Source organism: Nocardiopsis valliformis DSM 45023 (assembly GCF_000340985.1).
Lineage (GTDB): Bacteria > Actinomycetota > Actinomycetes > Streptosporangiales > Streptosporangiaceae > Nocardiopsis > Nocardiopsis exhalans.
The window spans coordinates 457134-480063 of record NZ_ANAZ01000004.1 but is presented as its reverse complement, the minus strand read 5'-3'; the positions used below and the strand labels follow the sequence as shown (position 1 = coordinate 480063).

Here is a 22930-nt window from a genome sequence, read left to right as displayed (position 1 = left end):
ACGACGCTCGAAGGAACGCCCACCACGATCGTCACGACCCTGGTAACCACCACGGCCCCGGTCGTCACGGCTCTGGTAGCCGCCACCACGCTTGTCGTCACGCTTGTCATCGCGGCCCTGGTAACCACCACGGCCACGGTCATCGCGGCCCCGGTCGTCACGACGGTCGCGGTCACCCCGGTAGCCGCCGCGGTTGTCGTCACGGCGCTCGAAGGAGCGCCCGCCACGGTCATCGCGGCTCTTGAAACCACCACCGCGGTTGTCGTCACGGCCCTGGTAACCACCACGGCCGCGGTCATCGCGGCTGCGGTCGTCGCGGCGCGGACGGTCGTCACGGTCGAAACGACCACCACGGCTGTCGTCACGGCCCTGGGGGCGACGGTCACGGTCGTCACGACGCTCGAAGGAACGCCCACCACGATCGTCACGACCCTGGTAACCACCACGGCCCCGGTCGTCACGGCTCTGGTAGCCGCCACCACGCTTGTCGTCACGCTTGTCATCGCGGCCCTGGTAACCACCACGGCCACGGTCATCGCGGCCCCGGTCGTCACGGCCCTGCGGGCGACGGTCACGGTCGTCACGACGCTCGAAGGAACGGCCACCGCGGTCGTCACGGCTCTGGTAGCCGCCACCGCGCTTGTCGTCACGCTTGTCATCGCGGCCCTGGTAACCACCACGGCCACGGTTGTCGTCCCGGCCCTGGTAACCGCCACGGCTACGGTCATCGCGACCGCGGTCATCGCGTCGGGGGCGGTCGTCCCGCTCGTAGCGTCCGCCACCACGGCGGTCGTCCCGGTTTCGGTCGTCGCGGGGGCCTCGGCCGCCGCGGTTGTCGTAGTCGCCGCGCTCACCGCGCGGGGCGTCGTCCCGTGCACCACGGGAACGTTCGTTATTAGGTGTGCTCACCGGTGTCGTCAAGACCTTCGATGTCGTCGGGGAGGAACGGCGCCAGATCAGGCAGTTCGTCCAGGCCTCGCAGGCCCAGCCGTTCCAGGAAATAGGAAGTGGTCCGATACAGCAGCGCACCGGACTCGGGATCGTGTCCGGCCTCTTCGATCAGGCCCCTCAGTACGAGGGTACGCATAACCCCGTCGCAGTTGACCCCGCGTACTGCGGAGACCCTGCCACGTGAGACCGGTTGGCGGTAGGCGACGACGGCCATCGTCTCCAGTGCGGCCTGGGTAAGCCGCACTTCCTGCCCTTCCTTGAGGAAGTGCTCGACGATGTCGGCGCACTCGGGCCGCGTGTACACACGCCACCCGTCGGCCACCGCACGTAGGTCGAAACCACGGCCCTGTGCGGTGTATTCCCGGGAGAGCTCCTCCAAGGTGCGGGTGACCAGGTCCAGTGGCACGTCCATGGCGCGGGCCAGGTCGTACTCGGAGACGGGCTGGTCCACCACCATGAGCACTGCTTCCAAATCGCGGCGCAGGGTGGGCGGCACGGAGACATCACCCACACCGGCGGTGTGCTCTGCGGTCATGACTGTTCCCCCGTGGTGCTCTCGGCGGCGGGTCCCGCCTCTTCGTCGTATTCGGACTCCAGCTCGACGTCCGCGTCGCCGCCGGTCCAGGTGACGGTGAGTTCGCCCAGAGGTTCGGGCTGGTCGAAGCCGACGTTCGAGGCACGGTACAGCTCCAACAGGGCGAGGAACCGGGCGACGACCTCGAAGGTACCGGTGCACTCGACCGTCAGCTGCGCGAACGTCAGCTGTCCCGCCTCGCGCAGTTCGGCCGCCATCAGCTCACCTTGTTCCTTCACCGACGTCTTGGTGAGGTGGATGTGGGTGACCGAGACGCTCGGCGGTTCCTTGGGCGTGAACACCATCCCGGCCAGGGCGGCGAACTCCTGGGGGCCGAGCTTGAAGAACACGTCCGGGCGCATCCCCGCGAACTGTTCCTCCAGGGGGACGGCCCGCGCGTACCGGCGGCCCTGCGCGGCCAGCCGCTCGCGCATGAACGAGGCGACCTCCTTGTAGGCCCGGTACTGGAGCAGCCGGGCGAACAGCAGGTCACGGGCTTCGAGCAGGGCGAGGTCGGCCTCGTCCTCGACGTCGCCGCGTGGGAGCAGTCGTGCGGCCTTCAGGTCGAGCAGGGTGGCCGCGACCAGCAGGAAGTTACTGGCCTGATCCAGGTCCCAGTCGTCGCCGAACGTGCGGATGTGCGCGATGAACTCGTCGGTGACCTTCGACAGCGATACCTCGGTGATGTCCAGCTTGTGCTTGGAGATCAGCCCGAGGAGTAGGTCGAAGGGCCCCTCGAAGTTGTCCAGGTGTACCTGGAAACCAACGTCTTCGCTGGTGGAGGTGGCTTCCTCGGAGGACTCGGCACTCATCCACCCAGCTTCCCAGCTTGCTCACCCAGATGGGTAATCACGACGCGAGGCCCCCGAAACAACGACGCCGAGGACCTCACGTATCGAGTCTCAGCGCTCCGTGTCGAGCAGCGCACGCCACTCAGCAACGGGGAACGACAGCGTCGCTGCGCTCCGGTTCTGTGTGTCACGCACGTCCGCACCCGCCGGAGTCTCACGGACCTCGACACACTGACCGCCGGTGTTGCTGTAGCTGGACTTGTGCCAGTCACTCACGGTAGTTCCTCCAACAATTTTCGCGACTGTGGTTCGGGGAGAGCGATCGCGAACGCGCGTTTCACCAGTTCCGTCAGTCGATCGAAGTCGTCTGTTTCTCCGTAGACGACATTACCGGTCAGATGATCCGCGCTCGCAGCCTTTCCACCTTCCAGCAACCGGACCATCAGCATCGGTGTGATGACCCCGATCAAGGCCGACCCCTCCGGAACCAGGTGAAGCGACACCTTCTCCAATGACAGCAGGTGGGATACCTGTTCGGCACGGACTGCTTCGGGAACACACAGCAGCGCCGATACGGGGAAGACAGCGGACACCCACGGGTCATTCCGGGCCCGAAGCTGTTCATAGCGCGCGCACCGCAGCGCGGCCAGCCGCTGAACCTCATAGGCGGGCAACAACGGCTGCCCTTCACGGAAGACGATCTCCGCGTATGAAGGGGATTGCAGCAGTCCTGGGACCAACACGGGGGACACGTACTCGATCAGCGACGCGGCTTCTTCCAGCTTCCCCGCGTCCTGCATCCAGGGGAGCAGGGTCGACTCGGCCGTAAACCCCTCCCATTTGCGGAACAGGGCGCCGCGCAGCTCCAACGCCTTGTCCAGCCCCAGAGCATCGTCACGAGCCGGGACAAATTGGTCATTCTCCCAGCGGGAAATAGTGGACGATGATTTCCCTGCCTTCTTGGCGAGACGTCGAATCGTGTGACCAGCACGTTTGCGTTCTTTTGCGAGGTATGACCCGAAAGTATGCTCCGCCATGCTCCACACATTACGCATCGCGTTCCAGGCCAGACCAGACCCATTGGAGCTATAAATCAATTCCTGTGGAGCAAAGGCTTGTGGCACGACTCTGGACGCATGGACGGTTATGGACAGCTTCAAACGACCAAACGACTCAACCCCATGCAGCTGCTCTCCGACGCTTTCGGGGCACGACGCATCCTCCGCTACACCGAAGGCCACAACCTGATCGTCAACGACCCCTACCTCCGGCAGAAGGTGGAAATCTCCTGGAGCGGGCGGGGCTACCGGTGGACCTCTCCCGGCGGCGACCTCTGTTCCGGGGACCCGGGGAACGTGGCGGACGTCGTGCACCAGATCATCCGTCAGTACGCGGGGATCTACCTGGAGGACCGCTGATGACCATCGACAGCCGCGAGGTCCTCATGGAGACCCACCGGGAGATGTACTTCAGCACCGGAGAGGCCGCCAGGGTCCTCGAACTCAGCACCAGCACCGTCAAGCGGCTGGAGAGCACCGGACAGCTCCCCTCCCTGAAGAACCACAACGGGTGGCGGTTCTTCAACGCCGGGGACGTCTACGACTTCCTCGGCGAGCTCGGGGCAGACACATGACAGAAGGGTGTCACCGGCCCGGATCAGCCGGTGACACCCCCAATCCTTCTTCCCCGTGTTCCGTCCGCTCCCCCAGCGGTCGGGTTCGGGGCTGTCAGTCCTCGGTCAACCGCCGCACCAGCATGCTGCTCTCGCCGTGCTCCTCGAAGTCGGCAAGAAGTACAGCGACGGCCTCCCGAACGAGGCGGCCGCGGTCGGCCGAGAGCCCGTGCTCCGCTCGGAGCGAGAGCCGGGTCTGTTCCAGGGCCAGCAGCTCGGGCCCGGAGACATAGACGGTGATCTTCTCGTCGTGGCGCTGACGCCCGCTCGGCTTGGGCGCGCGGCGCACCTTGGCCCTGGAGCGGCCATTCGACTTGCGCGCGGGCCGTTCCGACGAGGTCTCGGCCGTGTTCTTTCGGTCCTGTTCCGGTACCTGGTACTGGCGCTCGGTCTCGACCGGCTCCTCCTCGGAGCCGGAAGGGCGGAAGAACAGCTCGTCCGCCCCGGGTAGCGTCACTCGTCGTGACCGCTGAGAGGCCACCTCGCCAGCACCTCCTTGGCCAGGGACCGGTAGGCGTTGGCCCCGGCCGAGGACGAGTCGAACCTGGTGATCGGCTCACCCGCCACAGTGGCGTCCGGAAAACGCACCGTGCGGTTGATGACCGTGCCGTACACCTTGTCGCCGAACCCGTCCACGATCGTGGAGAGCACCTCGCGGGCGTGCAGGGTGCGCGGGTCGTACATCGTGCCGAGGAACCCGTCGATGACCAGGTCCTCGTTGAGGCGCTCCTGCACCTTCTGAATAGTGTCCATCAGCAGCGCCACACCACGCAGCGCGAAGAACTCGCACTCCAGCGGCACGATGACCCCGTCAGCGGCGGTCAGCGCGTTGACGGTCAGCAGACCGAGCGACGGCTGGCAGTCGATGAGGATGACGTCGTAGTCGTTGATGACCGGGCGCAGCGCGCGTCCGAGCATCTGCTCACGGGCCACCTCGCCGACCAGCTGCACCTCGGCAGCTGACAGGTCGATGTTGCTCGGGATCAGGTCCAGACCCTCGATGTCCGTCTTGAGCAGGACGTCCTCCACCGTCACGTCCCGCTGCATGAGCAGGTTGTAGACGGTCAGGTCCAGCTCGCGCGGGTCCAGTCGGCCCAGTCCCACGGACAGCGCGCCCTGCGGGTCGAAGTCGACCAGCAGCACCCGTCTGCCGTACTCGGCGATGGCGGCGCCGAGGTTGATGGTGGTGGTGGTCTTACCGACCCCACCCTTCTGGTTACAGAGTGCTACAATCCGTGCCGGACCGTGTTCGTCGAGCGGCGTCGGCTCCGGATATGTACGCACGGGTCTCTTGGTGTGCAGATCCGCCCCCGTGTTACGTGTCGTCCCCCACGGGTTGTTCACCCGGTCGGTGAGGTCACCCCCGCCAACGGGTGCGGTATTCGCCGCCTCGTCGTTCTCCGACCAGTTCACAACCCTTGACCTCCCCTACGGACCGGCCACGGCCCGATGGGACTCTTGACATCTCCCACGACTGGCCGCCGTCGGAAACTCAATATGTCGACAGCAACGTACCTCTGTGCGGCGACTCTAGAACGACGACACGACGCACTTCAACATGATCCGACCAGGATTCCCCCGCCTGCACAACCGGGAGGAACCGCTCGCACGTACCCGTCCTTCTCGTAGGAGAAGGGTACACATGACGCACGTCGGACTCACCCCGAACGCTCCACGGCTTCTCCTACCAGCAAGGCTCTCCGCGTCACACCGGACCGCTTCCGCCACCTGAACGCCGCGCTCTGGGATGGCTGGAGGCGTACACCTCACGCAGCCTCTCCACCGTCACCAGCGTGTAGACCTGCGTGGTAGTGACCGAACTGTGCCCCAGCAGCTCCTGCACGATACGGATGTCCGCCCCGCCGTCGAGCAGGTGGGTGGCGAAGGAGTGCCGCAGGGTGTGTGGGGAGATGCCCTCCACCCCGGCCCGCCCGGCCACCGACGACAGCAGCGCCCAACCGCCCTGACGGGTCAGCCGACCGCCACGCGCGTTCAGGAACAGCGCCGGTCCGCCGCCCCGTCCGGAAGCGGCCAGTACCGGCCGCACCCGGGTCAGGTAGGCACCCAAGGCACGGCGCGCGTAGGAGCCCAGCGGAACCAGGCGCTCCTTGCCGCCCTTGCCGCGGAAACGCACCAGCCCGACCGTACCCTGATCGTCCACGGCGTCCACCGCGTCCGCGACGTCGTCCACGTCCAGCCCCACCGCCTCGGACACCCGCGCCCCGGTGCCGTAGAGCACCTCCAACAGGGCGCGGTCGCGCTGAGCCAGCAGGTCGGCGCGGGCGGCCGAGGCCGGAGCCTGCGCCGGGCCCGCCGCCTCCAGCAGCCGCTCCACCGTGTCCAGGGGGATCGCCTTGGGCAGGCGCATCGGCGGCGCCGGGGCGGTCACCGAAGCGGCCGGGTCCTCGGTGGTCCACCCCTCGCGCACCGCGAACCGGTGCAGTCCGCGCACCGCGGCCAGAGTGCGCCCGGCCGAGGCGGCGCTCAGCGGAGCGTGGTCCTCGTCCCCGTCGCGCAGGGCGCCCAGGAACGCGCCGACGTGCCCGGAGGTCGCTCCGGACAGGTCGGCGACCCCCTGGTCGTCCAGGTAGACAATGTAACGCCCCAGGTCGCGGCGGTAGGCCAGCAGGGTGTTGTCGGCCAGGGCGCGCTCAACGCTCAGGTGGTCTAGGAAGGCGGAGCGCACCTGGCCCAACGGCCCGGCGTCGAGGTCGGTCTCCAGCGGTCCCGTCCGCAGCGGGTCTGCCTCCACCGATTCCGTTTTCAGCGGTTCTGCCTCCATCGGCGGCTCAGTCGTCCGAGGCCGCAGGCAGGGAGGCGAAACCGTCCTGAGACGCCGCGTGCGCGGCCAGGATCCCGATGACCGTCGCCCCGTTGTGCAGGCGCCCCTCCAGGACCGCGCGCACCGCCTCGGGGAGCGGCAACCACTCCGCTGCCAGGTCGGTCTCCTCGTGCTCACGCACGAAATCAATCTCCTCGGCGGGTACCTCGCTCAGGTCCCGGGCCAGGAACACGTGGATGCGTTCGTTGGAGAAACCGGTGCTGGGGAAGAAGTCCGGAAGTTTGTGCCAGGTGGCGGCGCGGAGCGAGGACTCCTCCACCAGCTCGCGTTGGGCGGTGGCCAGCGGCCCTTCGCCCTCACCGTCGATCAGTCCCGCGGGCAGCTCCCACAGCGTGTGCTGGGTGGGGTGGCGGTACTGGCGCTGCACCAACACCCGTCCCTGGTCGTCCAGGGCCACGATCGCCGCGGCGCCCGGGTGGTCCATGTAGTCGCGGGCGGCCACGGTCCGGCCGTCACCGTTGGCGCCGGGCATCGCCACCCAGTCCGTGCGCATCCCGCACTTGGCGCCCCGGTAGCGTTCCTCGGAGCGCTCCACGGGCCACGACTCGGGGGCGTCCGCGATCTCCGCGGACGCCCCCGTCGTCTCTTCGATGACCGGGCGGGTGTGGTCGGCCATGCGGCCCCTCTCAGGCTCGGGCCCCACCCGCCAGATCGTTCCCCGTTAGGAGACCTCCCGTGAGGAGGTCTTGTGCTCCAGCGAAGCGGAGATCAGGCCGCGGAAGAGCGGGTTCGCGTTGGTCGGGCGGGAGCGCAGCTCCGGGTGCGCCTGCGTCGCGATGAAGAACGGGTGCACGTCCCGGGGCAGTTCCACGTACTCCACCAGCTTGCCATCAGGGGAGAGTCCGGAGAACACCAGGCCCGCCTCCTCCAGCTGGGGCCGGTAGGCGTTGTTGACCTCGAACCGGTGGCGGTGGCGCTCGGAGACCTGCTCGGCGCCGTCGTACAGCTCACGGGCCAGGGTGCCCTCGCCCAGGTCGGCCGGGTACAGGCCCAGCCGCATGGTGCCGCCCATGTCGCGGTCGCCCGCGACGACGTCCTCCTGGTCGGCCATGGTCGCGATGACCGCGTCCACCGCCTTGTCGTCGAACTCCAGGCTGTTGGCGCCCTCCAGGCCGAGCACGTTGCGCGCGTACTCGATGACCAGGCCCTGAAGGCCCAGGCAGATGCCCAGCAGCGGAACACCGTTCTCACGGGCGTAGCGGATCGCGCCGAGCTTGCCCTCGATACCGCGCACGCCGAAGCCGCCCGGGATCAGGACGCCGTCGGCGCCGTCCAGCTCGGCGGCCGCGCCCGAGGGGCTGGCGCAGTTGTCACTGGCCACCCAGCGGATGTTGACGCGGGTGTTGGTGGCGAAACCGCCGGCGCGCAGGGCCTCGCTGACCGACAGGTAAGCGTCGGGCAGGTCGATGTACTTGCCGACCATGGCGATGGTGACCTCGTGGTCGGGCTGGTGCACGCGGCGCAGCAGCTCGTCCCACTCGGTCCAGTCCACGTCCCGGAAGGGCATGCCCAGGCGGCGGACGACGTAGGCGTCCAGGCCCTCGCGGTGCAGGACCTTGGGGATGTCGTAGATGGAGGGGGCGTCGGGGGTGGAGACCACGCCCGCCTCGTCCACGTCGCACATGAGGCTGATCTTGGACTTCAGGCTCTGCGTGACAGGACGGTCCGCGCGGCACACGATGGCGTCAGGCTGGATGCCGATGCTGCGCAGGGCGGCGACCGAGTGCTGGGTCGGCTTGGTCTTCATCTCGCCGGACGGGCCCAGGAACGGGATGAGCGAGACGTGCAGGAAGAAACAGTTCTCCCGGCCGATCTCGTGCCGGATCTGGCGGACCGCCTCGAGGAAGGGCTGCGACTCGATGTCGCCGACCGTGCCGCCGATCTCGGTGATGACGATGTCGACGTCCATCGCGTCCATCGCGTAGATGCGCGACTTGATCTCGTTGGTGATGTGCGGGATGACCTGCACGGTGTCACCGAGGTAGGCGCCCTGGCGCTCCTTGGCGATCACGCTGGAGTAGACCTGGCCGGTGGTGACGTTGGCCGAGGCGGAGAGCTCGACGTCGAGGAAGCGCTCGTAGTGACCCACGTCCAGGTCGGTCTCGGCGCCGTCGTCGGTCACAAAGACCTCACCGTGCTGGAACGGGTTCATCGTCCCGGGGTCCACGTTGAGGTAGGGGTCCAGCTTCTGCATGGTGACCCGCAGGCCGCGCGACTTCAGGAGTCGACCCAGGCTGGAGGCGGTCAGGCCCTTGCCAAGACTGGAGGCGACGCCGCCAGTAACGAAAAGGTGCTTGGTACTCGCGGCGGATGCCAAAGTGTTGCTCCCGTGGGTTGAGTGGCTACGGCGGGCTCGGGCGAGCTGAGCGGCCGTGCGGTGGTCCGGTTCCGAGCGGCGGCGATGCCGCTCCGGTACGCCGGACTCCACGGGGCACCAGGATAACAGGCCCCCCGTTCGCCCACACCAGGGAACGCCAGGCACCTCCGCCGTGTTCCCCGCCCCGACCTGCGCGATTGCCGCGAACCGTTGACGGCACGGCGTTCGCCGCCCCGGGCGCGCCGCCCCGGGTGGCGAAGGCAACACCCGTGACGGCACGGCCCGGGGCCGCCCGTTGAGCTGTCGAGGGTCCGCGAGTGTGAGCAACGCCCGCCCCTGGGGCGGTAGGCGCTCCCCCGACCTCAGGCGGGGAAGGCCCCGGCGCGGCCCAGGTAGGCGGGCGGGGCCTTGGCCAGGCGCTCCCCCATCCAGTCGCCCAGCGCGGCCGCCCCGGACAGGCTCACCCCGGTGTGCAGACCGCTGCGGTGCAGCATGTACAGCAGGTCCTCGGTCGCGATGTTGCCGGTGGCGGCTGGGGCGAACGGACAGCCACCGAAACCGCCCAGGCTGGAGTCCAGGACCCGGACCCCCTCTTCCACCGCCGCGAGCGCGTTCGCGTAACCGGTGTTGCGGGTGTTGTGGAAGTGACAGCGCAGGGTCCGCCCGCCCGCCACCTCGGCGCTGCGGCGCAACAGGTCCCGTACCTGCGCCGGGACGCCCACCCCGATCGTGTCGGCCAGGGCGATCTCCACCGCTCCGGTGTCCGCGATCCGCCGCACGACCTCCACCACGCGTTCCGGGTCGACCTCACCGTCGAACGGACAACCAAAGGCGGTGGAGACGGTGACGCTCAACGGCACCCCGGTGCCCTCCAGGGCCCGGTCCATGTCGGCCAGGGAGTCCAGCATCTCGTCGACCGTGCAGCCCTGGTTGCGCGTACAGAAGCTGTCGGTGGCCGGTACCGCCACGTTGACCTCGGACACCCCGGCCGCCAGCGCCCGGTCCAGGCCGCGCCGGTTCAGCGCCAGCCCGATGAAGGACACCCCGGGCTCGCGCTCGACCCCGGCCATGACTTCCTCGGCCCCGGCCATCTGCGGCACCCGTTTGGGGTTGACGAAACTGACCGCCTCGATCCGCCGCACCCCGGCCGCCACCGCCCGGTCGATCAGCTCGATCCGGTCCTCGACCGACAACACGGTGGCCTCGTTCTGGAGGCCGTCACGCGGACCCACCTCCACGACCTCCACGTGCTCGGCACCCTCGGGCCCACGATCGTCCCCGGCCATCGACTCCACCTCTCGCCACGCTGCGCTTGCGCGCCCAGGCTAACCAGCCGGCAAGGTGATCCCCGTCACCGGGTGGCACTCACCCGGGGCGCACGTGTGCCCCGGTGATCACCGGGGCACCACGAACACCCTTGGGAGGGGCTCAGATGGACGTCAGCGCAGGGCGAGGGCGGGACGGACCTCCCAGGTCGTCCAGACCGGGCGGTAGCCCATGCGGTGCCAGAACGGCCCCGAGAGGGGGTTCATCGCGGCGTAGTTGAGCACGGACACACCCACCCCGTGGCTGTCCAGCGCCTGGTGGGCCTGGCTGACTAGGGCGGTGCCGATGCCGTGGCCGCGTTCAGCCGCGGAGACCACCCCGTAGCCGATGTGCGCGATCGGGCGCGCCTTGACCAGGGACTTCGCCCAGCGGGAGCGTTCGGGCGGGGACACCCACAGCAGGCCTACGGCCCGGCCGCGGCGTTCGGCCAGCCAGATCCACGAACGCGAACGGTTGAGCGCGCGTGCGGCGACCTTTCGGGTCTGCTCGGCGGTGTCGGGCTGCAGGAACACCCCGCCGAAGTGCTGTTCGTAGCGGTGCTCCTCCATCAGCAGTCCGACCACCTGGGTCAGATCGCTGATGTCGGCCAGTCGGATGGCGACGTCGCGCGGCGGCAGCGAGGGCGGAACCCCGCGGCGGCGCTGGCGGGCGGCGAGCACGGTGTAAGGCTGCAGGCCGTGGCGTTGCAGCGGGATGATCCCGGCGACGTCGCGGGCGGGCCAGCTCACCAGGGCGGCCGATTCCGAGCCGGTACCGGTGGGCAGGTCCTCGAGCTGGTCGCGCCAGCTGGTCAGCAGGGAGTCCAGGGCGCGGGCAGGTTCGGGGCCGCCGACGATGGGGGTGAGCCAGTGCTGGTCGGGCACGCCCCAGATCCGGCCGACCTCACCCGGCTGGTACCAGGTGTAGTGCATGCTGCCCGCGGCGACGGTTCGACCGTCCTCGTCGCTGACGGTCAGCAGCGGATAGGAGTTGGGCGCGAACCCCACGGGTTCGGGAAGCAGGGGGTCCGACTCCGCCCAGCGCTGGGCGGCGGAACGCACCAACGGGTCGAGTCCGACGTCGCCTCCGGGCGACTCGTCGTGTCGCACCCGCGCGACATAACCGCTCATCCACCCCTCCCCTAGCGGGTCCTTCGTCAAGCGCACGTCCCCGGCCCTGTCGGGCCGTCGCGGACGCGGTCGCGTCGCGGTGCCCCGCCCTGCCGTCGTGCCGTCTTCCGAACGAAACCGGTGCGGCGGGACGGAATCGACCGTACCTCCTCGAAGCGGTACGGGTAACCGGAAAGCTGGAGAAGAGGAGTCCACGGAACCTTCCCCGGCCCACACGGTGCCGCGCACACCCATGTGCGGGTGCGAACAGACGCGCACCACGTTAACGGATCGAAGGTCACTCTCGGGTGGCGGGGCGGCCAAACCACCGCTACGGCCCACCGCTGCGGCAGGGGCGGACCTCAGTACTGGGCGCTGCCGCCCTCACTGACCGTGGTATTGCGCCCCTGGTTGACCACCTCGGGGTCGCCGGAGGCAAAGGAGACCTGGTTGTCCACGCCCACCAGCACGATCTTCTCGGCGGTGCCCACCTCCACGACGGAGTTGCGCCCGGTGGCCTTCACCAGACCGCAAGGGCCGTCCAGCACCACGACGGCGTCGTCGGCCGAGACCACCACCTTGCGGTTGGCGCAGTCCTCGTGCACCTGGGTGCCGTTGTCGACCACCAGGATCACCTCGTCGTTGACCACGTTGTCCTCGGCGGCGTCGGCGCCCGACTCCTCGCCTTGCGACTCCTGACCCAGGTCAGAGCCGGGTTCGACCTCCTCCGGTTCGCCTCGGCCCGGATCCGTTCCGCAGCCGGCCACCAAGAGACCCGACAGCACCACAGCTCCCACGCTGCCCCACACCCGACCGACCATGGACTCCCCCACGCCAGAAAAAGACAAAAGCGACATACGGCCTACGCAAAGCACAAGAGTATGTCACGCGAAGGTAACTTTGCGACCTGGGCGTGTTGTGATCGTTCCCATTTCGATACTCAGGGAGGTGTAGGTCTGGAGACCGCGAAGCCGCGAACCCCGCACCGGCGGGCACTCCGCTCACTGCATGCCGGCAGCGTCCATCCCCCGGAGCTCGCGCTTCAACTCGCCGATCTCGTCCCGCAACCGGGCCGCCAGCTCGAACTGCAGGTCGGTCGCGGCCTGGTGCATCTGCGCGCTCAACTGCTCGATGAGCCCGGCCAGCTCCGCCCGCGGCATGTTCGCCACGTCCGCGCGCTCACCCAACGCCGGAACCGGAGCCTTCGCCGACTTGCCGCCCTGCCGGTACCCCGTCGACATCAACTCCTCGGTGTCGATGTCCTCCCGGTTCAGGGTGTCCAGGATGTCCGCGATCTGCTTGCGCAGCGGCGTCGGGTCGATCCCGTGCTCGGCGTTGTACGCCAGCTGCTTGTCCCGGCGCCGGGTGGTCTCGTCGATCGCCGCCCGCATCGAGTCCGTGACGTTGTCCGCGTACATGTGCACCTGGCCATCGACGTTACGCGCCGCACGCCCGATCGTCTGGATCAGCGAGGTCTCCGAACGCAGGAAACCCTCCTTGTCCGCGTCCAGGATCGCCACCAGCGACACCTCCGGCAGGTCCAGGCCCTCACGCAGCAGGTTGATGCCCACCAGCACGTCGAACTCGCCCACGCGCAGCTCGCGTAGCAGTTCCACCCGGCGCAGCGTGTCCACCTCGCTGTGCAGGTACCGCACCCGGATGCCCAGCTCCGCGAAGTAGTCCGTGAGGTCCTCGGCCATCTTCTTCGTCAGCGTGGTCACCAGCACCCGCTCCGAGCGCTCGGCCCGCTCCCGGATCTCGTGCACCAGGTCGTCGATCTGCCCGTCGGTCGGCTTCACCACCACCTGCGGGTCCACCAGCCCGGTCGGCCGGATAACCTGCTCCACCACGTCCCCGCCGCTCTGCCGCAGCTCGTACTTGCCGGGCGTGGCAGACAGGTACACCGACTGCCCGATCCGCTTGGTGAACTCCTCCCACTTCAGCGGCCGGTTGTCCATCGCCGACGGCAACCGGAAACCGTGGTCCACCAGGGTCCGCTTACGCGCCGCGTCACCCTCGTACATCGCACCGACCTGCGGCACCGTCACGTGCGACTCGTCCAGGACCAGCAGGAAGTCCTCGGGGAAGTAGTCCAGCAGCGTGTTGGGCGCGCTGCCCGGCTCACGGTCGTCGAAGTGCCGCGAGTAATTCTCGATCCCCGAGCACGACCCCAGCTGGCGCATCATCTCCAGATCATGAGTCGTGCGCATCCGCAGCCGCTGCGCCTCCAGCAGCTTGCCCTGACCCTCCAACTCGGACAGCCGCTCGCCCAGCTCCGCCTCGATCGTGCCAATCGCCCGCTCCGTGCGCTCCTCACCGGCCACGTAGTGCGAGGCCGGGAAGATGAACATCTCCTGGCTCTCCCCCAGCACCTCACCGGTGAGCGGGTGCAGCGTCAGCAACCGCTCGACCTCGTCACCGAACATCTCGATGCGGATCGCCAGCTCCTCGTACACCGGGATGATCTCGATCGTGTCCCCGCGCACCCGGAACGTCCCCCGCGTGAACGCCATGTCGTTACGCGTGTACTGCATCTCCACCAGACGGCGCAGCAGATCGTCCCGGTCCACCTCCATGCCCACCGAGAGCTGGGCCATCCGGTCCACGTACTCCTGCGGGGTGCCCAGACCGTAGATGCACGAGACCGACGCCACCACGATCGTGTCCCGCCGCGTCAAAAGCGAGTTGGTCGCCGAGTGCCGCAGCCGCTCCACCTCGTCGTTGATCGACGAGTCCTTCTCGATGTAGGTGTCACTCTGCGGGACGTACGCCTCGGGCTGGTAGTAGTCGTAATAGGAGACGAAGTACTCGACCGCGTTGTTCGGCAGCATCTGCCGCAGCTCATTGGCGAACTGCGCCGCCAGAGTCTTGTTCGGCTGCATCACCAGCGTGGGCCGCTGCAACTGCTCCACGGTCCACGCCACCGTCGCCGTCTTACCGGTACCCGTGGCGCCCAGCAGCACGGTGTGCTCGTCGCCCGCGCGCACCCGCCGGGTGATCTCCTTGATCGCACTCGGCTGGTCCCCCGCCGGGGTCATCTCCGAGACGACCTCGAAGGGCGCCTCACTGCGCTTGATGTCACTGACCGGTCGCACTAGTTCTCCCCATCGCCCGCATGTCCCCTCACCCCAACGCTACCGACCGCCTACGACATCCCGATTCAGACGAACCGTACCGAGTTACCATCGAGGGGAGCGCCCGGAAACCCTGTGCCCCACGAGTGAGGTGCACGCCGTGTCCCACCCCTGTCGTCCCACCTTCGACCCGGTCCTACCCGCACGGACCATCGAACGCCTCAGCGCCCGCCCCGAACGCCTCATACCGAAGGCCAAAGGACCACCGGGCCGCCCCACCTGGCGTGAGAGCGCTCTCGCGCTCAGCCTCGGATGCACCACCGCCGCAGCCCTCGCCCTCCTGCTCAACCCGCTCGTTCTGCCGCTGAGCATCCTCCTGTGCCTGGGCACGACCGCCTTCGTCCTCGGCCTGGTCTCCTACCGCAACGGCACCACCGACGACTGGGCCGACCTGGTCATGCACAGCTTCTGGGCGCTGCCCCTCTCCGTCGTCGGCGTCCTCGGCGCCCGGGTCGCCCTCGACCAGGTCCTGGGACCGCTCGGGACCGTCCTACCCGGCGACCCCTCGCTGGCCGCCCTCTACCTCACCGCGGCCATCGCCGGCGGCGGAGCCATCATGCACCCGGGCATGGCCGCCCGCCTGTCCGCGGAGAACCACGACAGATACGTCCTGCCCGAGGACTTCGGCCGCCCCTCCAGCTACGCCACCCGCCGCGAGGAACCCGAAGCACACCTGTTCGCCCGCCTCCAGCAGGCCACCGACCGCGTCGAGGAGGGCCGCCGCGTCCTGGGCGACTCCTTCGACGCCACCCACACCCTGCCCCTGCTCAAGGAGGAGGAGTGGCGCCTGGCCAAGGAACTCCTGCGCCTGCGCACCCTGCGTCGCGAACTCCTCCAACGCCGCAAGAACGCCGTCTCCGACCAGGTCACGCAGGCCCTGGCGCCCCAGAACGAGGCCGTCACCCGCGCGCACAAGGCCATCTCCACCCGCGTCGACGCCCTGGCCGCCTACGGCGAACGCGTCCACGCCGCCGTCACCGCCCACCGCGAATGGGAACAGTGCCAGGAGATCGCCGACCGCGCCGGGGACTACGCCGACCTCGCCCTGAACTCGGGCCAGGACCCGGTCCGCACCGACGAACTCGACTCCAGCCTGCTGAGCGTCCAGGCCGCACACACCGTCCGCGAGGAACTCGTCCAGGAGGCCGTGGCCGCGGGCAGCTCCCTGTCCGACGCCCTGCACCCCAGACCCCGGGGGCCGCAACAGGACGAGGACCCCGAAACCTAGGAAGCCCGAACTCTCACCGGTTACCGAACCGGCACCGACCGAAGGCGAAGCCAGCACCGAGATTGCACCGTCCCATCCGGTGTCCCCCGCCCTCCTGCGGATCGGTAGTGCGCACCTTGTCCTCCAGCACCCCGGCGACCTTCAACCCCGAGCTCACCGCCAGAGTCATCCGCCGCCACAGATCAGCACCCTCTGTATCCACCGTGATCTTGCTACCAGGAGCGAGTTCGGCGCCGATTTCGCTTCTGGTAGCAAGATCATCCCTGAAGAGGAGCCGGAACCTGGCCCGGGCGCCGCGGCCCTCGCTGCGGAGCTAGGGGCACCACCCTGCCGGCTGGAACCGGCTGTGTACTGCTAACCGGCGCGGTCCAGGAGTTCGCGCCACAGCTCGGCGACGCGTTCGGCGAGCTCCTCGCGGGTTCCGGAGTTGTCCACCACCAGGTCGGCCGAGGCCAGCCGGGTCTCCCGGTCGGCCTGGGCGTCGATCCGGGCCCGCACCTGCTCGCGCGGCAGACCCCGGTCCCGGTACACCCGCTCCACGCGAACCTCGTCGGGGGTGTCCACCACGACGACCACGTCGTAGAGCGACTCCAGCCCGTTCTCCACCAGCAGCGGCACGTCGTAGACCACGACCTTGGCGTCGGAGGCCAGTGCCTCCTCCATCAGCTGGCCGCTGCGCTCGGCCACCCGGGGGTGAACGATGGCGTTGAGGTCGGCCAGCCGGGCCTCGTCGGCGAAGACGATCTCCCCGAGCCTGGGCCGGTCCAGCCGCCCCTCGGGGGTGAGCACCCCCTCACCGAACTCGGCGACGACCTCCGCCAGCCCCGGGGTGCCCGGCTCGACGACCTCCCGGGCGATGGCGTCGGCGTCGATCACCACCGCACCGTAGGAGGACAGCGCGGAGGACACCGCGCTCTTACCCGAACCGATCCCGCCAGTGAGTCCCACTTTCAGCATGGGCAAACCCTAGAGCCCCGGGCCGGGAAGCGTCACGCCGACCCCGCGGTCACCTGCTCCAACTCCTTGCGCATGTGCACCATCACCAGGTGGTCGGCGACCCGCTCACGGTGGGTCTCGGCGTAGCCCAGCGCCCGGTACAGGCGCTGGTTCTCCGGGCTCTGCGCCCCGGTGAACAGGGTCAGCGCCGTCAGGTCGGGCCTGCGCTCGCGCAGGTCCCGCTCCACCCGGGTCAGCAGCGCACGGGCGATCCCGCGCCTGCGCTGGTCCGGAGCGACCACGAGGCGGCCGACCACCCCGGTGGTCTCGGTGGTCCCGGCCCGCACCGCCCCGACCAGGCGGTGCCCGGCCACGGCCTTGAGCACCAGGGCCGCCTCATCGGCGAGCAGTCCCTCGATCCGGGACAGCCCTTCGGTGAGCGGCAGGATGAACGGGTCTCCGTAGGCCTGGGCCTCGTCGACGTAGGCGGCACGCTGCAGGGTGAAGATCTCACCGGCGTCATCCGGGGTGGCCGGGTGGATGTCGAACACGTCGTCTCCTCAAACGGCCCCCGCCCTCGGGGGCCCAAGGAGAACCCTAGGGCGTCAGGGCACCCCGGACACGGCGAAGGGCCGCCCCCACGTGGTGGGGACGGCCCTTCAACAAACCGTCACTCGGGCCGGAGCCCGGCGATGAGACCTTTAGGCCTCGCCGCCCGCGAGCTTCTCGCGGAGGGCGGCCAGCGCCTCGTCAGAGGCGAGCGCACCGCTGGTGGAGTCGGAGCTGGACGACGAACCGCCGGTGCTCTGCGCGGCACCACCGGTGTAGTCCTCCTCTTCCTCCTCCGGAGCAGGAGCGTTGGCGGCGTCGGCCTCGGCCGCGAGCGCCTCCTCAACCTGCTTGCGGTGAGCCTCGAAGCGAGCCTGCGCCTCGGCGTAGCTGCGCTCCCACTCGTCGCGCTGGGACTCGAAGCCCTCGAGCCACTCGCCGCTGTCCGCGTCGAAGCCCTCGGGGTACTTGTAGTTGCCCTGCTCGTCGTAGTCCGCGGCCATGCCGTACAGGGTGGGGTCGAAGTCCACCTGGTCGGGCGAGACGCTCTCGTTGGCCTGCTTCAGCGAGAGGCTGATGCGACGGCGGTCGAGGTCGATGTCGATGATCTTGACGAAGATCTCAGTGCCGACCTGGACGACCTGCTCCGGCACCTCGACGTGGCGCTCGGCCAGCTCGGAGATGTGGACCAGACCCTCGATGCCCTCTTCGACGCGCACGAACGCACCGAACGGAACCAGCTTGGTGACCTTGCCGGGAACGACCTGACCGATCTGGTGGGTCCGGGCGAACTGCTGCCACGGGTCTTCCTGGGTCGCCTTGAGCGACAGGGAGACGCGCTCGCGCTCCATGTCAACGTCGAGAACCTCGACGGTGACCTCCTGGCCGACCTCGACAACCTCGCTCGGGTGGTCGATGTGCTTCCAGGACAGCTCGGAGACGTGCACCAGACCGTCGACGCCACCCAGGTCCACGAAGGCACCGAAGTTGACGATCGAGGAGACGACGCCCTTGCGGATCTGACCCTTCTGGAGGGTGTTGAGGAACGTCTGGCGAACCTCGGACTGGGTCTGCTCCAGCCAGGCGCGACGGGACAGGACCACGTTGTTGCGGTTCTTGTCCAGCTCGATGATCTTCGCTTCGAGCTCGCGGCCGACGTAGGGCTGCAGGTCGCGGACGCGACGCATCTCGACCAGCGACGCGGGCAGGAAGCCGCGCAGGCCGATGTCGAGGATGAGGCCGCCCTTGACGACCTCGATGACGGTGCCGGTGACGACGCCGTCCTCTTCCTTGATCTTCTCGATCGTGCCCCAGGCCCGCTCGTACTGAGCGCGCTTCTTGGACAGGATCAGACGGCCTTCCTTGTCCTCCTTCTGGAGAACGAGGGCTTCGACCTGGTCGCCGACAGCAACGACCTCACCGGGGTCGACGTCGTGCTTGATCGACAGTTCCCGGGAGGGGATCACACCCTCGGTCTTGTAGCCGATGTCGAGCAAGACCTCGTCTCGATCGACCTTCACGATGGTGCCCTCGACAATGTCACCGTCGTTGAAGTACTTGATGGTCTCGTCGATCGCCGCGAGGAAGGCTTCCTCGGACCCGATGTCGTTGACCGCTACCTGGGGTGTCGAGGTGGCCTCGGTGCTGCTCGTCATTTGTGGGTGGACTCCGGATACGGACAGGTTCAGAAAATGGGCACGTTGCAGGTTCGAGCCCGTCGATCCGCCGTCCAGAAGTAAGAAGCGAGGGTCACATTACGGAACGAGCCGTCCGTGACCGCCAGCCGCCGGGTCCAGATTTGGAGACCGAAGCGGTGCAACCCTCCTGCCCCCTACTGAGACAGCGGACGCCCGCACGAACCCACAACACTGACGCCAGAATATGAGACAAGGGCGTCCTGGTCAATCGGAACCCCGGACCGCCAACCCGACGAAGGCCATATCGGCCGCAATTTACCGGAGCCCGGTGGCGAAGATCAACTAGGCGCCCGCCCATGTCCGACAGGGCAAGCAGCGCCCCGCACCCCGCCCCCGGGGACCGGTCGGACACGTCCGGAAAAAATCACCAAGACGCGCCCCGAACGTCACCGGAGGGCGGTCCCACAGCCATCCGGGAGCCACCCGACCGCCATCGGAAAGCGGCCCAGCCGCTACCAGGACACACCCGAAGCTCACTCGGAGCGAACCCAGAGCACACCCGCAACCCACCGAAACTCATCCGGGGTAGCCCCGGGACGCCGGCCGTCAGTCCATCGGCGGACGCGAACGCGCCTTCTTCACGTCACCGCGGCGGCGCTTGGCCTCCAGCCGACGACGCTTCGCCGACCGGCTCGGCCGCGTCTTGCGGCGCTCCGGCGGCGGGGGCGCGATCGCCTCCGCCAAGATCGCCGCCAACCGCTCCCGCGCCTCGACCCGGTTACGGACCTGGGACCGGTGCGTCTGCGCCGACACCGTCAATACCCCGTCTACCAGCCGCCCCTCCAGCCGCTCCAGGGCGCGCGCACGCCGCGTGGCGCCCAGCGCCCGGCACGAGGCCACGTCCAACGACAGCGACACCCGGGTGTCCGACGTGTTCACATGCTGCCCGCCCGGCCCCGAGGACCGAGAGAACCGCCACGTCAACGCGTCGGCGGGAACGGTCACGGGTCCCACGGCCAGACCTCCCGTGGTCTCTTCCTGCCCCGCCACCGTCCCCACCTCCGAATTCAGCGCCGCCCAGCCCAACCCATACGCGGACTAGTGCGCGGCGTCATGCCAGTTCTGCCCGCTGCCGACCGAAACGCCCAGCGGAACACGCAGATCATAGGCCGAGCCCATCTCGTGCGTCACGAGGTTTTCGACCGCCTCGCGCTCACCCGGCGCGACCTCCACCACGAGTTCGTCGTGCACCTGCAACAACACCCGGGAAGCGAACCCGCCCTCGGTCAGCGCCGCGTCCACCTGCAGCATCGCCACCTTGATGATGTCGGCCGCCGAACCCTGGATCGGCGCGTTCAACGCCATCCGCTCGGCCATCTCCCGGCGCTGGCGGTTGTCACTCGTCAGGTCCGGCAGGTACCGGCGCCGGCCCAGGATCGTCTCGGTGTACCCCACCTTGCGGGCCTCGTCCACGACCTCGTTCAGGTAGTCGCGCACCCCGCCGAAGCTCGCGAAGTAGTCCTCCATCAGCTTCTTCGCCTCAGCCGGCTCGATCCCCAGCTGCTGCGACAGCCCGTACGCGCTCAGCCCGTACGCCAACCCGTAGCTCATCGCCTTGATCTTGGAGCGCGCCTCACCGTCGACCTCCTCCACTGCGATACCGAAGACCTGCGAGGCCATCTGCGCGTGGAAGTCGTACCCGCTGTTGAACGCGTCGATCAGCGCCTTCTCACCCGACAGGTGCGCCATGATGCGCAGCTCGATCTGGCTGTAGTCCGCCGTGAGCAACTCCTCGAAGCCCGCACCGACCACGAACGCCCGCCGGATCCGCCGCCCCACATCCGTGCGCACCGGAATGTTCTGCAGGTTCGGGTCGGTCGAACTGAGCCGCCCCGTCGCCGCCACCGTCTGGTTGAACGTGGTGTGGATCCGCCCGTCGTCCCCGACCGTCTTCAGCAGACCCTCGACGGTAGTCCGCAGCTTCGTCTGATCCCGGTGGTGCAGCAGCACCCCCGGCAGCTCACTGTCGGTCTGTGTCGCCAGCCACGCCAACGCGTCCGCGTCCGTGGTGTACCCCGACTTGATCTTCTTGGTCTTGGGCAGCTCCAGGTCCTCGAACAGCACCTGCTGCAACTGCTTGGGCGAACCCAGGTTGAACTCGCGGCCCACGATCTCGTGCGCACGCTCCACCGCGCCCCGGGCAGCCGCGGCGAACTCCGCCTGCAACCCCTCCAGGTACTCACGGTCCGCGGCGATACCCGCACGCTCCAACCGCGCCAGCACGTCCACCAGCGGCAGCTCCACCTCGTGCAACAAGTGGGTACCACCCCGCTTGTCCAGCTCCGCAGCGAGCACACCCGCCAGGTCCCGGGTAGCAGCCGCCCGCACCGCCAGGGCGTGACCGCGCCCGCTACCACCCTCCTCACCCAGGTCCAGGGTCATCTGGGCACCGTCGGTGTCCTCCTCCAGCTCCCGGCCCAGGTACTTGCGGCACAGATCCGCCAGGTCGAACCGGCGCTGCCCCGGCTGCGCCAGGTACGCCGCCAACGCGGAGTCACTGACCACCCCGCCCAACGACCACCCGTGCGCGCCCAGGGCCAGCAGCGCGCCCTTGTACTCGTGCACCACCTTGGGCCGGTCCGCGTCCGCCAGAAACGCCGCCAGCGCCTCGGTGTCGGCCGCGTCCAACTGGGTGGGGTCCACGAACAGCGAAGCCCCGCTCGGCACGGTGACGGCCAGGGCATCCACACGGCCGGTCCCCTGCCCCCAGACGCCCTCCACGGCCAGCCCCGCCGGAGCCTGCTCGCTGAGAGCCCCGGCCGCGGCGTGCTCGGCCAGCCAGACCGCCACCTCGCCGGTCCCGGCGACCGTCACATCCACCTCGAAGCCCTCGACGGGCTCGCCGTCCCCGGCGCCCTCCGCCTCGTCCTGACCCGAGCGGATCACCGCGTACAGGCGCTCACGCAGGTTGGAGGCGAACTCCAGGTTGTCGAAGAGAGCGTCGACCCCGGCCCGGTCGGCCTCGCCCAGCGCCAACTCCGCCACACCCGCGTCCAACGCCACGTCGGTGACCAGCTTGTTCAGCCGCTGGTTGCGCAGCACGTCGTCCAGATGGTCACGGAAGTTCTGCCCCGCCTTGCCCGGCACCTCGTCGGCCCGGGTGACCAGCTCCTCCAGCGAACCGAACTTCTGGATCCACTTCGCGGCGGTCTTGGGACCCACCCCCGGCACACCCGGCAGGTTGTCGGCCTTCTCCCCCACCAGCGCCGCCAGGTCCCGGTACCGCTCCGGGCTCACCCCGTACTTGTCCTCCACCGCCTCCGGATCCATCCGGCGCAGGTCCGACAGGCTCTTACCCGGGTAGAGCACCGTGCAGTCCTCGGTCACCAGCTGGAAGGCGTCCCGGTCACCGGAAGCGATCAGCACCTCCATCCCGGCCGCACCGCCCTGGTGCGCGAGCGTGGCGATCACGTCGTCGGCCTCGAACCCCGGCGCCGACAGGTTGGTCACCCCGATCAACCGCATCAGGTCCTGCGTCAGCGGCACCTGGGAGGGGAACTCCGGCGGGGTCTCCGAACGGCCCCCCTTGTAGTCCTCGTACTCCTCGTCCCGGAACGTGGGACCCGACAGGTCCCACGCCACCGCGACGTGCGTCGGCTCCTCATCGCGCAACAGCTTCACCAGCATGGACGCGAAGCCGTAGACGGCATTGGTGGATTGTCCGGTACTCGTACCGAACTTCTCCACCGGAAGCGCGAAGAACGCGCGGAAGGCCATCGAGTGGCCGTCCAGAAGAAGCAGGCGGGGGCGCCCGCCGTCGGCCGGGGATGTCTGTTCGGGGGTCTCTCGCTTGGTCACCACAGAACAAATCCTAGGATGCGCAGC

At 68.7% G+C, this 22930-nt stretch carries 23 protein-coding genes; 3 read left to right on the top strand and 20 right to left on the bottom strand.

All coding sequences use genetic code 11. The features are described from left to right. From D457_RS31975 to D457_RS0106740, 5 genes are all read right to left on the bottom strand, one after another. Positions 1–878, bottom strand: an 878-nt coding sequence (locus D457_RS31975; RefSeq protein WP_204367443.1) for a hypothetical protein, incomplete at its 3' end; no start/stop codon positions are given. Between the two features lie 17 nt (positions 879–895). Continuing rightward, positions 896–1486: an SMC-Scp complex subunit ScpB gene (gene scpB / locus D457_RS0106755; protein WP_017579887.1), complete on the bottom strand. Its 591-nt coding sequence runs from the start codon at positions 1484–1486 to the stop codon at positions 896–898. Beyond that, on the bottom strand, positions 1483–2337 hold the full coding sequence (locus D457_RS0106750) for a segregation and condensation protein A (RefSeq protein WP_017579886.1): 855 nt from the start codon (positions 2335–2337) through the stop codon (positions 1483–1485). Before D457_RS0106750 ends, scpB begins: the two co-directional genes overlap by 4 nt. A 90-nt stretch (positions 2338–2427) precedes the next feature. After that, the gene (locus tag D457_RS34535; RefSeq protein ID WP_017579885.1) at positions 2428–2592 is read right to left on the bottom strand and encodes a DUF397 domain-containing protein; all 165 of its coding nucleotides are present in this window, start codon (positions 2590–2592) and stop codon (positions 2428–2430) included. Further along, positions 2589–3353, bottom strand: a complete 765-nt coding sequence (locus tag D457_RS0106740; RefSeq protein WP_026116408.1) for a helix-turn-helix domain-containing protein — start codon at positions 3351–3353, stop codon at positions 2589–2591. Before D457_RS0106740 ends, D457_RS34535 begins: the two co-directional genes overlap by 4 nt. Positions 3354–3452: 99 nt before the next feature. Between D457_RS0106740 and D457_RS0106735 the strand changes: the two genes are divergently transcribed. Next, on the top strand, positions 3453–3734 hold the full coding sequence (locus D457_RS0106735; protein WP_152514153.1) for a hypothetical protein: 282 nt from the start codon (positions 3453–3455) through the stop codon (positions 3732–3734). Further along, complete coding sequence (locus D457_RS0106730) at positions 3734–3949, top strand: MerR family transcriptional regulator (RefSeq protein ID WP_017579882.1); 216 nt, start codon at positions 3734–3736, stop codon at positions 3947–3949. The genes D457_RS0106735 and D457_RS0106730 overlap by 1 nt, the downstream gene beginning before the upstream one ends. 94 nt (positions 3950–4043) lie before the next feature. On the opposite strand, the gene D457_RS0106725 is transcribed toward D457_RS0106730, so the two are convergent. From D457_RS0106725 to uvrB, 9 genes are all read right to left on the bottom strand, one after another. Continuing rightward, the gene (locus tag D457_RS0106725) at positions 4044–4445 is read right to left on the bottom strand and encodes a hypothetical protein (RefSeq protein WP_017579881.1); all 402 of its coding nucleotides are present in this window, start codon (positions 4443–4445) and stop codon (positions 4044–4046) included. Next, positions 4442–5401: a ParA family protein gene (locus tag D457_RS0106720; RefSeq protein ID WP_017579880.1), complete on the bottom strand. Its 960-nt coding sequence runs from the start codon at positions 5399–5401 to the stop codon at positions 4442–4444. The genes D457_RS0106725 and D457_RS0106720 overlap by 4 nt, the downstream gene beginning before the upstream one ends. A gap of 292 nt (positions 5402–5693) precedes the next feature. After that, entirely contained in the window at positions 5694–6770 is a 1077-nt protein-coding gene (locus tag D457_RS0106715) for a site-specific tyrosine recombinase XerD (RefSeq protein WP_017579879.1), read from the bottom strand. A gap of 7 nt (positions 6771–6777) precedes the next feature. Next, positions 6778–7446: an NUDIX domain-containing protein gene (locus D457_RS0106710; protein ID WP_017579878.1), complete on the bottom strand. Its 669-nt coding sequence runs from the start codon at positions 7444–7446 to the stop codon at positions 6778–6780. A 45-nt stretch (positions 7447–7491) separates the two neighbouring features. After that, positions 7492–9147, bottom strand: coding sequence for a CTP synthase (locus D457_RS0106705; RefSeq protein WP_017579877.1), 1656 nt, complete (start codon positions 9145–9147; stop codon positions 7492–7494). A gap of 362 nt (positions 9148–9509) precedes the next feature. Further along, positions 9510–10433 carry a hydroxymethylglutaryl-CoA lyase gene (locus D457_RS0106700; protein ID WP_017579876.1) on the bottom strand — a complete coding sequence of 308 codons (924 nt, stop codon included), beginning with the start codon at positions 10431–10433 and terminating at the stop codon, positions 9510–9512. Positions 10434–10586: 153 nt separating this feature from the next. Continuing rightward, positions 10587–11582, bottom strand: coding sequence for a GNAT family N-acetyltransferase (locus tag D457_RS0106695; protein WP_017579875.1), 996 nt, complete (start codon positions 11580–11582; stop codon positions 10587–10589). 341 nt (positions 11583–11923) lie between these two features. After that, positions 11924–12382, bottom strand: a complete 459-nt coding sequence (locus D457_RS0106690; protein WP_193374452.1) for a DUF3060 domain-containing protein — start codon at positions 12380–12382, stop codon at positions 11924–11926. A gap of 180 nt (positions 12383–12562) precedes the next feature. Further along, positions 12563–14656, bottom strand: a complete 2094-nt coding sequence (gene uvrB, locus D457_RS0106685; RefSeq protein ID WP_017579873.1) for an excinuclease ABC subunit UvrB — start codon at positions 14654–14656, stop codon at positions 12563–12565. A 139-nt stretch (positions 14657–14795) separates the two neighbouring features. On the opposite strand from uvrB, the gene D457_RS0106680 reads away from it, so the two are divergent. Beyond that, positions 14796–15923 (top strand): hypothetical protein, encoded by a 1128-nt coding sequence (locus tag D457_RS0106680; protein ID WP_039831036.1) that lies wholly within the window; start codon positions 14796–14798, stop codon positions 15921–15923. A gap of 13 nt (positions 15924–15936) precedes the next feature. On the opposite strand, the gene D457_RS35635 is transcribed toward D457_RS0106680, so the two are convergent. The 6 genes from D457_RS35635 to polA form a co-directional block, all read right to left on the bottom strand. Then, a complete protein-coding gene (locus tag D457_RS35635; RefSeq protein WP_152514152.1) occupies positions 15937–16125 on the bottom strand; it encodes a hypothetical protein in 189 nt (62 codons plus the stop codon). Positions 16126–16277: 152 nt separating this feature from the next. Then, entirely contained in the window at positions 16278–16880 is a 603-nt protein-coding gene (gene coaE / locus D457_RS0106670; RefSeq protein WP_026116405.1) for a dephospho-CoA kinase, read from the bottom strand. A 32-nt stretch (positions 16881–16912) separates the two neighbouring features. Further along, positions 16913–17410: a GNAT family N-acetyltransferase gene (locus tag D457_RS0106665; RefSeq protein ID WP_017579869.1), complete on the bottom strand. Its 498-nt coding sequence runs from the start codon at positions 17408–17410 to the stop codon at positions 16913–16915. 150 nt (positions 17411–17560) lie between these two features. Beyond that, the gene (rpsA, locus tag D457_RS0106660) at positions 17561–19063 is read right to left on the bottom strand and encodes a 30S ribosomal protein S1 (RefSeq protein ID WP_017579868.1); all 1503 of its coding nucleotides are present in this window, start codon (positions 19061–19063) and stop codon (positions 17561–17563) included. 588 nt (positions 19064–19651) lie between these two features. After that, the gene (arfB, locus tag D457_RS0106655; protein ID WP_026116404.1) at positions 19652–20095 is read right to left on the bottom strand and encodes an alternative ribosome rescue aminoacyl-tRNA hydrolase ArfB; all 444 of its coding nucleotides are present in this window, start codon (positions 20093–20095) and stop codon (positions 19652–19654) included. 48 nt (positions 20096–20143) lie between these two features. Beyond that, positions 20144–22906: a DNA polymerase I gene (gene polA / locus D457_RS0106650; RefSeq protein WP_026116403.1), complete on the bottom strand. Its 2763-nt coding sequence runs from the start codon at positions 22904–22906 to the stop codon at positions 20144–20146. Positions 22907–22930 lie beyond the last annotated feature (24 nt).